At 60.8% G+C, this 15,020-nt stretch carries 11 protein-coding genes; 4 read left to right on the forward strand and 7 right to left on the reverse strand.

Annotated features, from left to right (window positions below; translation table 11 throughout):
- Positions 1-19 precede the first annotated feature (19 nt).
- Entirely contained in the window at positions 20-3,916 is a 3,897-nt protein-coding gene (hrpA, locus tag HMPREF2692_RS10725) for an ATP-dependent RNA helicase HrpA (protein WP_070433215.1), read from the reverse strand.
- Between the two features lie 103 nt (positions 3,917-4,019).
- Here hrpA and HMPREF2692_RS10730 point away from each other — a divergent pair, with 103 nt between their 5' ends.
- Positions 4,020-4,931 carry a DUF2189 domain-containing protein gene (locus tag HMPREF2692_RS10730; RefSeq protein ID WP_070456494.1) on the forward strand — a complete coding sequence of 304 codons (912 nt, stop codon included), beginning with the start codon at positions 4,020-4,022 and terminating at the stop codon, positions 4,929-4,931.
- Positions 4,932-4,978: 47 nt separating this feature from the next.
- On the opposite strand, the gene HMPREF2692_RS10735 is transcribed toward HMPREF2692_RS10730, so the two are convergent.
- Entirely contained in the window at positions 4,979-5,926 is a 948-nt protein-coding gene (locus HMPREF2692_RS10735) for a hydrogen peroxide-inducible genes activator (protein ID WP_070823676.1), read from the reverse strand.
- Positions 5,927-6,081: 155 nt separating this feature from the next.
- On the opposite strand from HMPREF2692_RS10735, the gene HMPREF2692_RS10740 reads away from it, so the two are divergent.
- Both HMPREF2692_RS10740 and HMPREF2692_RS10745 read left to right on the forward strand, forming a co-directional pair.
- Complete coding sequence (locus HMPREF2692_RS10740) at positions 6,082-6,675, forward strand: peroxiredoxin (protein ID WP_061922987.1); 594 nt, start codon at positions 6,082-6,084, stop codon at positions 6,673-6,675.
- Between the two features lie 121 nt (positions 6,676-6,796).
- Positions 6,797-7,321, forward strand: coding sequence for an alkylhydroperoxidase, AhpD family (locus HMPREF2692_RS10745; protein WP_061922980.1), 525 nt, complete (start codon positions 6,797-6,799; stop codon positions 7,319-7,321).
- A 64-nt stretch (positions 7,322-7,385) separates the two neighbouring features.
- On the opposite strand, the gene HMPREF2692_RS10750 is transcribed toward HMPREF2692_RS10745, so the two are convergent.
- The 3 genes from HMPREF2692_RS10750 to HMPREF2692_RS10760 form a co-directional block, all read right to left on the reverse strand.
- Complete coding sequence (locus tag HMPREF2692_RS10750; RefSeq protein ID WP_070823677.1) at positions 7,386-8,084, reverse strand: VIT1/CCC1 transporter family protein; 699 nt, start codon at positions 8,082-8,084, stop codon at positions 7,386-7,388.
- Positions 8,085-8,189: 105 nt separating this feature from the next.
- Positions 8,190-10,733 (reverse strand): DEAD/DEAH box helicase, encoded by a 2,544-nt coding sequence (locus HMPREF2692_RS10755; RefSeq protein WP_070456725.1) that lies wholly within the window; start codon positions 10,731-10,733, stop codon positions 8,190-8,192.
- A 44-nt stretch (positions 10,734-10,777) separates the two neighbouring features.
- Entirely contained in the window at positions 10,778-11,812 is a 1,035-nt protein-coding gene (locus tag HMPREF2692_RS10760) for a PAC2 family protein (RefSeq protein ID WP_070823588.1), read from the reverse strand.
- Positions 11,813-12,031: 219 nt separating this feature from the next.
- Here HMPREF2692_RS10760 and HMPREF2692_RS10765 point away from each other — a divergent pair, with 219 nt between their 5' ends.
- The gene (locus HMPREF2692_RS10765) at positions 12,032-13,135 is read left to right on the forward strand and encodes a DUF4192 domain-containing protein (RefSeq protein WP_070823589.1); all 1,104 of its coding nucleotides are present in this window, start codon (positions 12,032-12,034) and stop codon (positions 13,133-13,135) included.
- On the opposite strand, the gene galE is transcribed toward HMPREF2692_RS10765, so the two are convergent.
- Complete coding sequence (gene galE / locus HMPREF2692_RS10770; RefSeq protein WP_070823591.1) at positions 13,132-14,115, reverse strand: UDP-glucose 4-epimerase GalE; 984 nt, start codon at positions 14,113-14,115, stop codon at positions 13,132-13,134. The two genes, HMPREF2692_RS10765 and galE, sit on opposite strands and share 4 nt — an antisense overlap.
- Positions 14,116-14,796 carry a metal-dependent transcriptional regulator gene (locus HMPREF2692_RS10775; RefSeq protein WP_061922962.1) on the reverse strand — a complete coding sequence of 227 codons (681 nt, stop codon included), beginning with the start codon at positions 14,794-14,796 and terminating at the stop codon, positions 14,116-14,118.
- Positions 14,797-15,020 lie beyond the last annotated feature (224 nt).

Here is a 15,020-nt window from a genome sequence, read left to right on the forward strand (position 1 = left end):
AAGCTAGACGGCGCGGTGCTTAGCGGAGCTTGTCCACCGCCTTTTGGATGCGGCGCAAGGATACCGGGTGCGCGGTGCCGAGGCGCTGAGCAAAAAGTGAGACGCGTAGTTCCTCGACCATCCAGTAGATGTCCTTGACCTCGCGGGTCTTGGCACGCCCGGCGGGCAGGTTGCGCAGGCGATTGTTGAGGTACGCTTTGGCCTCGTCGACTTCGGCCTGCCGGTCCGCGTCTTTGTCCGGGTCTATTCCCATCTCATCTAGACGAATCCGCATAGCCTGTACGTAGCGCGGCAGATGGCGCAGGTGAGCCATGCCATGCAAGGTGATGGCGTTTTCGGGAAGCAGGAACTTCAGCTGCTCGCGCATATCGTCAATGGCAGGGCCTTCCCATTGTTTGAGCTCGGCGCGCAGGTTCGCATACTCGGCAAGCCCTGGTGCGATTGCCACCACGGATTGTCGGACGCGGCCAGGCACCTGGGGCTTGACGACGTCGCGAAGCTTGGCGAAGCCCTCCGGCGACCGAGGCGCACCGCCGGCTTCGACCATGAGATCGCGTATGGCAGCCACCCGCGCATCGCCGACGAGGCCTTCGGCGCCGCCGTGCGGGTAGGCGTCGACAGCCACTCGCTGCTGCAAGGGCAGCCCCTTGACCATCTGTTGGTGATTGACGTTAATCTCCCGCAGGAGCAGCGTCAGAGTGGTGGTCAACATAGCAGCGTCGGCAGCGGCCTTGGTGGGGTGAACCTTCAGGGAAACGCCGTCCGCGGTTGCCACGAGCGCGGGGTACGCGGTGACCTCATGGCCGTCAACCACCGTTTGGACTTCCTCGTCAATAGTGCCGAGCGTCTCCGGCGTCCACTCTTTGACGGCCTTCGACTCAGACTTGCGTCCGACCCGCGAGACTGAGGACTTGATGTGCCCCGCCTGGCGCTGCACGAGCGCTGCGAGGTCCCGGTCAGAATCGATAACCTTCCCGCGCTTATCCACCGCAGCGTAGTTCATCTGCAGGTGCGGCGGCAGGCTGGAAGGCCGGAAGTCGGAAGCGTTGATCCCTTGGCCGCCGAGCTCGCGGAGGACGTCGGCAAGCTGCTGCGTCAGGGGGCCTTCATAAGGAAGCAGACGCGGCAGGGCACGCTCTGCGAACTCCGGTGCGGGAACCACGGTGCGGCGCAACGCCTTCGGCAGGGAACGGATTAGCTCCGTGACCAACTCCAGGCGCAGCCCCGGCACCAGCCAGTCGAAACCCTCCGTATCCAGCCCTGCAAGCAACGGCACGGGCACCATCAAGGTGACGCCATCGAGGGGATCGCCGGGCTCGAACTTATAGCTCAAGTCATAGTCAATCGAACCCTTCAGCCACCTGTCCGGGAAGGCTTCCTCGGTGACGTCGTGGTCTTCCTCGATAAGCTTTTCCGGGTCGAAGTCCAGCAGGTCTGGGGTCTTGTGACGCTGCTTCTTCCACCACGAGTCGAAGTGCCGGCCCGTGGTGACTTTGGCGGGGATACGTGTGTCGTAGAAATCGAAGAGAGTGTCCTCCGAAACCACCAGACCCCGGCGTCGCGCCTTGTCCTCAAACTCGGCGGCCTCTTCCAGCTTCTTCACGTTGTCATGGAAGAAGTGGTGGTGGGTATTCCACTCGCCTTCAATTAGCGCAGAGCGGATGAACATGTCGCGTGCGGCCGTCGGGTCGACGCGGTGATAGGGCACCGTGCGGTCTACCACGATGGGCACGCCGTAGAGCGTCGAGCGCTGTGTGGCCACGGCGGCGGCGCGCTTGCGCGACCACACGGGATCGGAATAGTTGTGACGTAGCAGGTCCGCGCCGAGCTTTTCCACCCACGCGGGGTCGATGGCGGCAACGTCGCGTGCCCACAGGCGCGAGGTTTCGAGGAGTTCGGCGGCCATTAGAAATTCCGGCGGCTTCTTCGCCAGCGCGGAACCGGGGAAGACTAGGAAGCGAGTATTGCGGGCACCGTGGAATTCCTTGGAGTTGCCATCGCGCGCGCCGATGTTGGACAAAAGGCCCGCTAAAAGCGACATATGGATGTCATCGGGGCGGCGTTCGGTGGCTTCTTGCTGGTTCCATCCGAGCTGCTTGGCGACGTCCCTAAGCTGGCGCACCAAGTCAAACCACTCGCGGATGCGCATGTAGTGCAGGAATTCCTTCTTCATGCGCTTGCGGAAGGCATTGCCGCTCATCTCGGTGCGGGCGTCCTTGAGGAAATCCCACAGGTTGAGCATGGCGAGGAAGTCGGAGGAGGCGTCCTTAAAGCGCGCGTGGGCTTGGTCGGCTTGCGCTTGGTATTCGAGGGGGCGCTCGCGAACGTCTTGGATGGTCATGGCCGCGACGATGACCATGACGTCTTCCAAGCAACCGGAGCGGTGGGCCTCGACGAGCATGCGCGCCATACGGGGGTCGACGGGGATGCGGGAAAGGTCGCGGCCGATGTCGGTGAGAACCGGAAGACCGTCTTTTTCCTCTTGCGAGTGCAGGGCGCCGAGCTCGCGGAGGAGCAGCAGGCCATCGCGAATGGCCTTGTTCTCCGGCGGCTGCACGAAGGGGAACTCCGAGATATCGCCTAGGCGCAGCGAAATCATCTGCAGGATGACGCTGGCCAAGTTGGTACGCAGGATTTCGGGGTCGGTAAATTCTGGGCGGGAGGCGAAGTCCTGCTCGGAGTACAGGCGGATGGCAATGCCGTCGGCAACACGGCCGCAGCGGCCGGAACGCTGGTTGGCGCTGGCCTGCGAAATTGGCTCGATGGGCAGGCGCTGGACCTTGGTGCGGGTGGAATAGCGCGAGATACGCGCGGTGCCGGTGTCTACCACGTATCGAATACCCGGGACCGTCAGCGAGGTCTCTGCGATGTTAGTGGACAGCACGATGCGGCGGCCGCGGTGCTCGGAAAAGACGCGGTGCTGCTCGTCGTTGGACAGGCGGCCAAACAGTGGGGTGACCTCAACGCCGCGCCACTTGCGCGCCTCGATGGCCTCTTGCGCGTCGCGGATATCGCGCTCGCCGGGGAAGAAGCAGAGGATGTCGCCTTCTCCTTCTGCCATGAGCTCCTCGATGGCCTCGCACAGGCCGTCTAGCGGATCTTGATCGACGACCTTGCCCCCAGCCTCGAACTCGAGCGGCCGGTAGCGAATTTCCACCGGGTAGGTGCGCCCGGAGACCTCGATGATGGGCGCGGGCTTTCCCTCACCGTCTGCGAAGTGCTGGGCAAAGCGCTCTGGGTCGATGGTCGCGGAGGTGATAATCACCTTGAGATCCGGGCGCTTAGGCAGCAGGCGCTTTAAGTAGCCCAGCAGGAAATCAATGTTGAGGGAACGCTCGTGAGCCTCATCGATGATGATGGTGTCATAAGCATTCAGGAAGCGGTCGCGCTGCATCTCCGCGAGCAGGATGCCGTCCGTCATTAGTTTCACGGCAGTGGTAGCAGACACGCGATCATCGAAACGGATGGCGTAGCCCACGGACTCGCCGATCTTCTGATCCATCTCCTGCGCGATACGCTCGGCGACGGTGCGCGCGGCTAGACGACGCGGCTGGGTATGGCCGATCAGCCCCTTGCGGCCACGGCCTAGCTCGAGGCAGATCTTAGGGATCTGCGTGGTCTTACCGGAGCCGGTCTCGCCGGCGATGATGACCACCTGGTTATCGCGGATGGCTTCTGCGATGTCGTCCTTGCGGCCGGAAACCGGAAGGGTCTCGGGGTAGGAAATAGGGGGAACGGCGGCGTCGATTAGCGCGACGCGCTCGCGGGCTTGTTGGATATCGCCCCCGATTGCGGTGAGGGCTTGGGGCGAGCGGGCCTTGCGAAGGCGGCGTCGGAAAGCGCGGGCATCTTTGGTAGAAACCTCGTCGAGAGCGGCGTAAAGCTCGTCGCGGGTGGGCGTTGAAGAAGTCGTCATAGCTGGTTGTGAATTCTACTAGTCGTCGTAAGCGGCGGGAAATGTTGATAGGGTGGGTGCGATCAAGGAAAAAGAAAATGAATTTAAATAGAGGGGATTGAAGATGTCTTCACCTTTTGGATCTGCAGGCGACGGCAAGGATTTCCCGCGTTATGAGCCAACCAACCACCCGGAGGACCGTCCTGACTACGGCTTGCCTTCCTACGGTAGCTACAACGCGGGCGGGAACGCTGGCTACGACGAGCAGCCACAGGGCGGCGTGGGCTACAACGGCCCGGTTTCTGCGACGAAGGCTATCGGCTGGGCATTCCGCACGGTCTTTAGTAACTGGCAGCTGTGGATTTTGGGTTCGCTTTTGATGTTGGCTGTATTCGGCATCTTCGGTGCCGTTGTGGGATTCATCTTGGCCTCCAACGGCGACGGCAACGCCGCGTTCACGGGCAATATCTTCTCCAACGTGATCACGCAGGTGATTTCCCTGCTGGTCTCCTTGTTCGTCATGCGTCTGGCGCTGTTCCAGATTGATGATCTGAAGACTGGCTGGTCCTACATCGGTAAGGACGTACGATGGGGCAATACCTTCCTGATGCTGCTGATCATCGCCCTCGTGTCCTTCGTGGTCATGATTTTGGCCGTCATGGTCTTTGGTGGCGCGGCCTTTGCCACGCTCACCAGCGCGGACGTTCAGGACGAGGATGCAGCTCTGGCGGCTGCTGGCACCGTCTTCGGCATCCTGGCAGTGATGGTCATCATCGGCTGGCTGGTCACTCCGCTGTACAAGCTGATGCCATGGTTCGCAGCTGACGGTGACTCCATCGGCGATTCCATCAAGAAGGGCTTCATGGCGGGCAAGGCCAACTACATGCAGCTGCTGCTGTATACGCTGATGATGTTCGGCCTGGGTATCGCTTGTATCTTCACGCTTGGTCTGGGCCTTTTCATCTTCGCTCCAGTTTCCTTGCTGGCTGAGGCGCACTTGTTCCGCCAGTGTGCTGGCCGCTATGTACAGGCCTAGAGATAAAAGAAAAATCCTCGGTTCCAATCAAGGAGCCGAGGAATTTTTTATACGTTGCGCGAGCGCTGCAGGGCTTCTTCGAAGGCTGCGGTAACCAGAGCACCGAACTTGCGGAACTCTTCGGCGCGAGCAGCGGAGCTGCGGAAGACCAGGCCCACCTCGCGCTCAGCGGTAACGCTTGGGTCGAAGCGCGAGACCTGTAAGTGCGGGTTGGTGCACTCGGTGGCAATGGCCGATTCCGGAACCAAAGTAGCGCCCAGCCCGCCCATAACTAGCTGCAAGATGGTGGTCAAAGAGGATGCACGAGTAACTGAGTTAGTGGCCTCAGACGCGTTGATATGCGCGCGGCGGCACAGATCGAGGATTTGATCGCGGAGGCAATGGCCGTCGTCGAGAAGCAAAAGCTTCAGGCTATCTAACTCTGCAGGGGTGAGGTCCTCGCGGCCTGCCAGGGCATCATTGTTGTCGGTGACCACGACGAAGTCCTCCGTGTACAGCGGCACGTCCACCATGCCGGCGGCCTCGGAGGGCAGGGCGATGATGGCAAGATCTAACTGGCCGTCGCGCAGCTTGCCCAAAAGGTGCTCCGTCTGCTCCTCCACGAAGCGCGGCTCGAGTTCTGGGTAGGTCTCGGTGATAGACCGCAGCAGGGTAGGCAGGATATATGGCGCGATGGTGGGGATAACGCCGATGGTCAGCAGCCCAGTGAGGGTACCGTGGGCACCGCGGGCATGGGCATGGAACGCATCGGCGGCCTCGAGCGTTGCTTTAGCGTAGGGCAGGAGCTCTTCGCCGTTGGCGGTGACTATTACCTTGCGCGTGGAGCGCTCGATGAGTTGAATTCCAAGGCCCTGTTCGAGGGCCACGAGGGCTTGGGAGAGGGAAGGCTGGGAGATTTCCAGCTTTGCGGCGGCGGTGCCGAAGTGTTTGTTCTCCGCGATGGTGACGAATGTTCGCAGCTGAGCGAGTGTGGGACGGTACTCTTTATTGTGCATGCCTATAACTTTAACATCCATCGATAGGATTTCCTATTGACATGCGCAACGGATGTTGGCATACTTGGCTGCGGCGGGGCTTTAGGCCCCACAAGCGCTGGAAGATGCGCAGCCCAGAATTTTGATTCAACATCTAATAAGGAGATGTCTTTCATATGCCTATCTTGACCGTTGGCGAGAAGTTCCCAGAGTTCGAGCTCACCGCACTGAAGGGCGGCGACCTGCACGACGTTAACGCTAACCAGCCTGAGGATTACTTCGAGCAGGTTTCCCTGGACAAGTACGAGGGCAAGTGGAAGGTCGTCTTCTTCTACCCGAAGGACTTCACCTTCGTTTGCCCGACCGAGATCGCTGCTTTCGGCAAGCTGGATGAGGAGTTCCAGGACCGCGACACCCAGATCCTCGGCGGCTCCACCGATAACGAGTTCGCTCACTTTAACTGGCGCGCAACCCACCCAGAACTGAAGGAAGTTCCTTTCCCGATGTTCTCTGACATCCGCCACGACCTCATCCGCGCCCTCGGCGTTGAGAACGCTGACGGTGTTGCTGACCGCGCAACCTTCATCATCGACCCAGACGGCGTTATCCAGTTCGTTTCCGTTACCCCGGACGCTGTCGGCCGTAACGTTGACGAGGTTCTGCGCGTTCTGGACGCACTGCAGTCCGAAGAGGTCTGCGCTTGCAACTGGGAAGCTAATGACCCAACCAAGAACATCAACAAGATGGACGTTGTTCAGTCTGCTCTCTAAGGGTGACTAAACCGCGCGTGATAGTCACGCGCGACAACAAAGCCCCCTCGGGCAACCGAAGGGGCTTTCCTTTGAACTTCTTCTGAAAAACACTTATTAAAAACGCTAAGGAACACAAGATATGTCTATCGATAACCTGAAGTCTTCCCTTCCGGAGTACGCAAAGGACCAGAAGCTGAACCTAGGCACCCTCACTCGTTCCACCGAGCTGAACGAGGAGCAGCTGTGGGGCTCCATGCTGGCTGCTGCTGCCGCAACCCGCAACGACACCGTTCTTTCCGAGATCATGGAAGAGGCAAAGGAACACCTTTCCGCTGAGGCTATCGAGGCCGCGCTGGGCGCTGCCACCGTCATGGCAATGAACAACGTTGCATACCGCGCCAAGGGCTGGATGGGCGAGGACTACGCTCAGGTTAAGTTCGGCCTGCGCATGAACATCATCGCTAAGCCGGGCGTGGAGAAGGCTAACTTCGAGCTGTGGAACACCGTTGTTTCCGCAATCAACGGCTGCGAGCACTGCCTGGTTGCTCACTCCAAGACCCTGCAGGAAGAGGGCATGACCAAGGAGCAGATCTGGGAGGGCGTCAAGATCGCTGGCGTTATCCAGGCTATCGCTCAGACCATTCAGGTTGAGGCTGCTCGCTAAAAGCACTTTTAAAGGCTCGCACGGTGAAATATCGTGCGAGCCTTTTTGGCGTTTTAACGCCGCGCTAGCCGACGGCCACCCCAAACAAGGTACCGATTCCATAAGTTACGGCCAGACCCGCGGCGCCGCCGATGAGCAGGCGGATGACTGCGCGGGCAAGGCGGGCGGAAATATAGCCGGTAAGCGCAAGCGCTAGGAGCGTAACCAGGGCGACGGCCCAGCCGCCTGCGGCAGAAGGCGCGATGAGGATGGCAAGCATCGGAAGCAAGGCGCCGGCGAGGAAGGAGACCGCCGACCAAAAGGCGGCATGCCAGGGGTTGGTGAGGTCATCGCCGTCGATGCCGAGTTCCAGCCGCAGGTGAGCATCGAGCGGGTCATTATCGGCGATTTCGTAGGCCGCGCGGCTCGCGGTTTCCACACTCATGCCGTAGCCCGCCAGCATCTCCGTGAGTTCGGCGTGCTCCTGCTCGGGGAACTCGGCGAGCTCCCAGCGTTCTTTGGCAATGAGCGCGCGCTCGGAGTCGCGCTGCGCAGACACCGAGACGTATTCGCCCAAGGCCATGGACACTGCGCCGGAGACCGTGGCCGCAAGACCAGCGGTCAAGATTGTTTGATCGCTGGCACCAGAACCAACGACGCCGAGCAAGAGCGCAGCGACCGATACGATGCCGTCGTTTGCGCCCAGCACGGCTGCGCGTAGCGAATTGAGCCGCGAGTTATGGCTTGCCGCGTGTGGTTCGGTGGGGTGGAGTATATCAACCATGGCCTTCACCTTTTGTCCTTTCGACTCTTATTGTCGTCGCAGGTCAAGGGGCCTGTCTAGCATGGTTAGGCTGCGCTGGCGGCGCGTAGCAGACCCTTTCCTAAGCTAGTGCTCGATACGCAGCTCCGCTAGGCGCACCTCGCCGGCTGCATCGGAGGCGTCGAGATCCACGCGTCCAACGAATTGATAGCCGTGATCGCCCTCAGGATCCTTGATTACCTGGCGTACCTCCCACAAGCGGGTGTCCTGGCCGGAAACGCGGAAGAATTCCGGGCCACGGGCGGCGGGGCCGGAATCGATGTCGTCGTATTCGTCGAAGTAGTCGTCGAGGACTGCGCCGAAGTCGGGGACCTCGTCCAGGTAGTCCAGAAGCTCGGCCAGCCGATCCTCTTTTTCGAGCGCGAAAAGCTGCACCAAACGGAAGAAGTAGTTGCGCACCATGATGCTAAACGCGCGGCGGTTGGACGTTAGGGCAGAAGGGTCCTCAACGCCGAAGGCCAGCTCGCGCTCCAGGTCCTTCTGGGAAATCGGCGAATCCTCGCCGGCCATCTGCGCCCACTCGTCCACGAGGGAGGAATCCACCTGGCGGATGAGCTCGCCGAGCCAAACGACGACGTCGGCAAGCTCCTCGCTCATGTATTCCTCCGGGATGGACTGCTTGAGCGTGCGCCAGGCGTCCGTGAGGTAGCGCAGGATAACGCCCTCGGAGCGAGCCAAGCCGTAGGTGGCCACCAGGTCCGAGAAGGTCATGGCGTTTTCCAACATGTCGCGGACCACGGACTTCGGGCGCAGCTCAAACTCCTTGACCCACGCGTTGGTCTCCGCGAAGGTGTCATAGGCTTGCTCGAGCAGCTCCTCCAGCGGCTTTGGCCAGGTGATGTCCTCAACGATGGCCATGCGCTCGGTGTAATCGACGCCGTCGGCCTTCAGCGCGGCAATCTCCTCGCCGCGGCGCTGTTTCTGCTGGGCTACGAGCACCTGGCGCGGGTCATCGAGGATCGCCTCAAAAACGGAAATGACGTCTAAGGTGTAAGTCTCAGACTCTGGGTCCAGCAGCGTGAGTGCGGCGAGAGCAAAAGGCCCAAGCGGCTGGTTCAGCGCGAAGTCTCGAGGCAGTTCGCGGACCAAGTGATAGGGCCGGCCGTAAATGTCCAGGCCCTTGGTGGACTTTTGCACCACGCCGGAGTTCAGCAGGCCGCGGAAGAGCTCGATAGCGGTCAGGATGTCCTGGTTCTGCTTGCTACGGGTGTCATGGTTGGTACGCAGCAGGTGCTTCATATGCTCGTACCCGTTGCCGTGGCGGGCAAGTACGTTGAGCAGCATCGAGTTCGAGACCCGGAACTGCGAAGTTAGCTGCTCCGGCTCGGCCTCGGTCAGGCGGGCGAAGGTCTTCTCGGACCACGAGACCTCGCCATCGCGCGGGGACTTCTTCTTAAGCTTCTTCAGCCGCGCCGGGTCGTTGCTGAGGCGACGCCGCGCCTTGGCGTTTTCGATCTCATGCTCTGGGGCCTCAACGATGACGGTGCCCTCGGTGTCATAGCCCGCGCGGCCCGCGCGGCCGGCAATCTGGTGGAACTCGCGGGACTTCAAAATGCGTTGGCGTTGACCATCGAACTTGGCCAGTCCGGTCATCAGCACCGTGCGAATCGGCACGTTGATGCCCACGCCCAGGGTGTCGGTTCCGCAGATGACCTTAAGCAGCCCCTGCTGCGCAAGCTTCTCGACGAGGCGGCGGTACTTCGGCAACATACCCGCGTGGTGGACGCCGATGCCTCGACGCAAAAGCTTGGACAAGTCGCGGCCGAAGGCGGTGGAAAAACGGAAGTGCGCCAGCTCCTTGGCAATAGCTTCCTTTTCCTCCGGCGTGATGATGCCAGATAGGGAAGTCAGCGCTTGGGCGCGCTCGGCGGCCTCACGTTGGGAGAAGTGCACCACATAGACCGGCGCCTTACCGGAGGAGAGGATTTCCTCGATGGTCTCGTGAACCGGGGTAAACACGTAGGAGAAATCCAGCGGCACCGGGCGGGTGGTGCCGGCCACCAGCGTGGTCTCGCGGCCGGTGCGCTCGGTTAAGTCCTTTTCCAACCAGCCGGTATCGCCCAGGGTGGCGGACATCAGCAGGAATTGCGTCTTCGGCAGCTCCAGCAGCGGCACCTGCCAGGCCCAGCCGCGGTCCGGCTCTGAGTAGTAGTGGAACTCGTCCATGACTACCTGATCGATGGCAGCATCAGCGCCGTCGCGAAGCGCAATGTTCGCCACAATTTCTGCCGTGGCGGCGATGATGGGAGCATTGCCGTTGACCGTGGCGTCGCCCGTCATCATGCCCACGTTCTCGGCGCCGAAGATCTCGCACAGGGCGAAGAACTTCTCGGAGACCAAAGCCTTAATCGGCGCGGTATAGAAACTGCGCTGGCCACGCGCCAAGGCGATGAAGTGCGCGGCATTTGCCACCATGGACTTGCCAGAGCCCGTAGGCGTGGCAAGGATGACGTTATCGCCAGCAAGGATACCCAGCGAGGCCTCCTCCTGCGCCGGGTAAAGCGAAATGCCGCGCTGCGTGGTCCAGCTAGTAAAGGTATCCCAAATCGCCTCGTCAACGAGGGAATCAGGAACTTCGGCGAGATCGGGCAGCAGCTGAGAAAGATTCACCTTTTCCACATTAGGGGATGAAGGCGCCGCCGTGTGGAAAGAGGCTAGTTCTCGCCTTCCTGAGTATCTTCGTCATCTTCTGCAGCGCGATCGGCGGCATCTTCGCGGTCATCGATCTCGCTGTCCAGAACCTCGTGGCGCTGCTCGGAATCACCGTCCAGGTTCGCTAGGAAAGCCTGGAACTCCGCACTGATTTCCTCCCCGGAGGGCACGGATTCCTCACCCGGCAGCAAAGCATTCGGGTGCTCCTTACGGTAGCGCTCGTGGTAGTGGTCATACTGCTGCTCGAGCTGCTGGACCACGGAGGAAACCTCCTCGGAGTCCATGACCTGTTCCTCGAGCTGCTGGTTCACGCGCGTGATGTCTTCTTCCAAGCTGCGCAGAGGAAGGTTGAGGCCCGCGGCATTCGACACCGAGTTCAGCAGGGAGAAAGTACCTTGCGGATACGGTGAGGAAGCCAGGTAATGCGGGACCGAAACGGTAAAGCCAGCGACGTTGCGGCCCTTTTTATCCAGTGCCTTTTCCAGGAAGAGGGCGGCCGAGCCCGGAACCATCATGGTCTGCTCAATCTTCATCATGCGGCCTACCAACTCAGGGGAGTTGCCGTGCGCAGTAATCACCGTGGGGCGCGTATGCGGAACCGGCATCGGGGCGGCGTAGAGAACGATGGTGTCGTGTACATCGAACTTCTCTGCAATGCCCACGACGGCCTCGGTGAATGCCTCCCAGCGCAGGTCCGGCTCAGGGCCGGAAAGCAGCAGGAAAGACTTGCCGGAGTTATCACGCAGCACCTTGATTCCGAGTTCGATGTTTTCGATTTCTACGGTGCGGTCATGGTCAATGGTGACCATGGGGCGGCGCGAGCGGTAGTCCATGAGCTCGTCGCTATTAAAGGAGGCGAGCTGGCGGTTTTCCAGCGCGGCCTTCAAGTGATCGGCAGAGGCCTCCACCGCCTGGCCGGCATCGGCATAGCCGTGCATAGCCACGATCATCGTGGGACCTTTATCCTCACTGGAAGAATCCTTCACCACTGGGGCGGGGTATTCCAATTCGTAGATGCGCCTTTGATCATCATGCATGCGTGCGATACCTCCTTAACCTGTGCCCCGACAATACAGCTTCGGAAGACACTTACCGCTTTCAACACCGAGCCTTAAACAAGTATTCCTGAAGTTCGCCCTTTAGGATCCTAAAAGCCCCGGATGGCAGGTGGCATCGCGATGAGTTATCCACAGATTCGGCCGTTTGGGAAAACTGACCCTAGTGCGTGGCCCGCGCGCTCGCGCATAGTAAGTGCTATGAGCAAGCAAGACACACATCAGCACAGCTATCCACCGATCAACACCCCGGGACACCTTTTGGCCAACCTACCAGGAGTGCTCGGGTTCTATCCCACCGATTCCGTAGTCTTTCTAACCTTCGAGCCTTCCCCACACGGCATAGCGTTGGGCCCCGTCGCACGCGTGGACTTCGCGGACGCCAAGGCGGCGACGGAGGAAGTCTGGCAGGCAATTACCACCGACCGCACCGAGGGCGTCTTCGCCTTCTTTATCACCCAGCGCCCACCCAGCGAAGTCGACGCATTGGCCGAGTGGATGTACGGCTTGCACAAGCACAACGACGGCATGGACATCGACGCCGCCTGGCATACCCCGGAGATCATCACCGGCGGCAGCTATGAAATTCTCTTCGGCGCCGTCAACCACGAGGGCAAGGGCCCGATGAAGAATTGGCAGGAAGGAAAGATTCCACCGCTGACTTCTGCGCCCACCATGCACCACTGCGTGGATAAGGACCTTATCCCGGAGCTAACGCGCGAGGAGCTCTACGCCAAGCTCGCGCCGGGCAATAACCAGGTAGGAACGGTGTTGGGCCGCGAGATTGCAGAGCGCGCACGGGCCGCGGCACAGCAATTCCGCGAGGAGATCGAGCTCTACGAGGATGACCCAGAGTTAGCGCTTGAGGAGTTCCTGGATGATGCGTGGTGGCAGCTGCGCGCGGTGCAGGATTTACACGCCACGCTTGGCGACGTCGAGGCTCTCGAGACCGCCGCCACCTGGCTAGCCACCACGTGGTCGCGCGACCTGGTCATCGAGAAGCTCTGCGAGCGGCCGGACAAAGCGGCCATCCTGATGCTGGCCACGGCGAAGACCTTCGAGGGAGTTATCCGGTATAACGCGCTGGTGCTTTATGCCATCGCGCAGCTGCAGATGGAGCGCTACCAGCTGGCAGGGCCAGCGCTGAATATCCTGTTGGAGGAGGCCCCAGAGCATACCTTCGGCAATCTGGTCCACCAGCTCTACCGCAAGGGACTAGCAAGCCAGCTGACCGAAGCCCTGCGCCATTCCTCTGGGGTTGCGCGTTCCATGGCGCTGCAAGTCCGGGACGGCAAAGTGGCTTAGCGCTTGGCGGAATGAGACTTATCACCGAGCTGCTTGGTGAAGTTCCAGGCATCGGTGACGATGGTGCGCAGATCCGTGCGGGTGGGGTTCCAGCCCAGCTCGGCCTTGATCTTCTCGGAGGAAGCTACCAGGGTGGCTGGGTCGCCGGCGCGCCGGGGAGCAACCTCTGCCGGGATTTCGTGGCCGGTGACCTCGCGGCACATCTCGATGACCTGCTTGACGGAGTAGCCATCGCCGGAGCCCAGGTTATAGATGCGGTGGGTGCCCGGCTTATTGCTTTCCAGCGCGAGCAGGTGCGCCTCGGCGAGGTCGCGGATGTGGATGTAATCGCGCACCGCGGTGCCATCGGTGGTGGGATAGTCATCGCCGAACATGAAGATCTTGTCGCGGTGGCCCAAAGCTACCTGCAGCACCAGCGGAATCAGGTGGGTCTCCACCTCGCGGTTTTCGCCGATGAGGCCGTAAGCGCCCGCGACGTTGAAGTAGCGCAACGAAGTGGCGCCTAGGCCATAAGCCTTGGCAAAGGAGGTGATGATGTAGTCGATGGACAGCTTGGACGCGCCATAAGGGTTGGTGGGTTGGGTCGGCATGTCCTCGGTGATAGGCACCTGCTGCGGCTCGCCGTAGGTGGCGGCGGTAGAGGAGAAGACCAGGTTGTTGACGCCGTGAGCGCGCATGGCGTTGAGCAGCTTCAGGGAGGTGACAACGTTGTGCTCCCAGTAGTCGGCAGGGATTTCCACCGACTCGCCAACTAGCGAGCGGGCGGCGAAGTGGACAACTCCGTCGAAGCCGCCCTCGGAGAGCACCTCATCGGCAACGTCGGCGACATCGCCTTCTACCAGGCGCGCGTTCGCCGGAACTGCCTCGCGGTTGCCGGTTGTGAAGTTATCGATGATGGTGACTTCGTGGCCTGCTTCCAGCAGTACCGCCGCGCAGACGGAACCGACGTAGCCTGCGCCGCCAGTGACTAGGAGTTTCATTTACTTCACCTCAATGCGGATAGCGTGTGCCAGATCGTCGAGCAGCTCAATCTTGGCGCCTGATTCGGTGGTAAGGGTCACCGCACCGTTGGCGTTGACCACGGTGACGGGCGCGCCCACGACGACGCCGGCTGCGTTGATATCACGGAAGGTGGCGGAATCTACCTGCAGGATCTCGTTAATCTGCGTGATAGTAGCTTTGGTCTCTACGCCGTTGGGAAGGTCGATGGCACGGGTGCCGCTCGGTGCCTCGCCAACCTCGATGCCTAATTGATCCAACGCCGGGATGGGGTTGCCGAAGGGGGAGTGGGTGGCGTCGGAAAGCACGGCGACAACGCGCTTTTCTACTTCCTCACTCATGACGTGCTCCCAGCGGCAGGCTTCGTCGTGGACCTTGTGAATGTCGAGCCCCAGGACGTCGGTAAGCAAAAGCTCCGCAAGGCGGTGCTTGCGCATCACGGCCGTGGCGAGCTCGCGGCCCTGGGCGGTGAGGTCGAGGCTGCGGTCGGTGCGCACGTGCAGCAGGCCATCGCGTTCCATGCGTGCAACGGTCTGAGATACCGTGGGCCCTGACTGCTCAAGGCGCTCGGCGATACGCGCGCGCAGGGGCGTGATGCCTTCTTCCTCAAGTTCGTAGATGGTACGCAGGTACATTTCAGTGGTATCAACTAGGTCCCTCACGTGGGCATACCTTTCTGCACGATGGTGAAAGGCGCCGTGAGCAAAAAGGCCGGAACGCACCTTTCGGTGCGGGCGACATGGCTCGCAGCGTCTTCGAACAATAACTAAACAATACCGCACTTTGCCGAGCCTGCTTCCGAAAGGGATAAACGCATCTCTTGCTTTCGGCGCGGTGTAGCTTCACATATTCTACCTATAAAAGATTGAAACCCTGTCAGCTACTG

Origin of the sequence: Corynebacterium sp. HMSC036D03 (assembly GCF_001836185.1) — a bacterium.
Classification (GTDB): domain Bacteria; phylum Actinomycetota; class Actinomycetes; order Mycobacteriales; family Mycobacteriaceae; genus Corynebacterium; species Corynebacterium simulans.

What these genes read in the sequence shown, in the direction of transcription:
- hrpA (WP_070433215.1), bottom strand. Translation starts at nt 3,916, where the DNA reads ATGACGACTTCTTCAACGCCCACCCGCGACGAGCTTTACGCCGCTCTC.
- HMPREF2692_RS10740 (WP_061922987.1), top strand. Translation starts at nt 6,082, where the DNA reads ATGCCTATCTTGACCGTTGGCGAGAAGTTCCCAGAGTTCGAGCTCACC.
- HMPREF2692_RS10735 (WP_070823676.1), bottom strand. Translation starts at nt 5,926, where the DNA reads ATGCACAATAAAGAGTACCGTCCCACACTCGCTCAGCTGCGAACATTC.
- galE (WP_070823591.1), bottom strand. Translation starts at nt 14,115, where the DNA reads ATGAAACTCCTAGTCACTGGCGGCGCAGGCTACGTCGGTTCCGTCTGC.
- HMPREF2692_RS10730 (WP_070456494.1), top strand. Translation starts at nt 4,020, where the DNA reads ATGTCTTCACCTTTTGGATCTGCAGGCGACGGCAAGGATTTCCCGCGT.
- HMPREF2692_RS10765 (WP_070823589.1), top strand. Translation starts at nt 12,032, where the DNA reads ATGAGCAAGCAAGACACACATCAGCACAGCTATCCACCGATCAACACC.
- HMPREF2692_RS10745 (WP_061922980.1), top strand. Translation starts at nt 6,797, where the DNA reads ATGTCTATCGATAACCTGAAGTCTTCCCTTCCGGAGTACGCAAAGGAC.
- HMPREF2692_RS10760 (WP_070823588.1), bottom strand. Translation starts at nt 11,812, where the DNA reads ATGCATGATGATCAAAGGCGCATCTACGAATTGGAATACCCCGCCCCA.
- HMPREF2692_RS10750 (WP_070823677.1), bottom strand. Translation starts at nt 8,084, where the DNA reads ATGGTTGATATACTCCACCCCACCGAACCACACGCGGCAAGCCATAAC.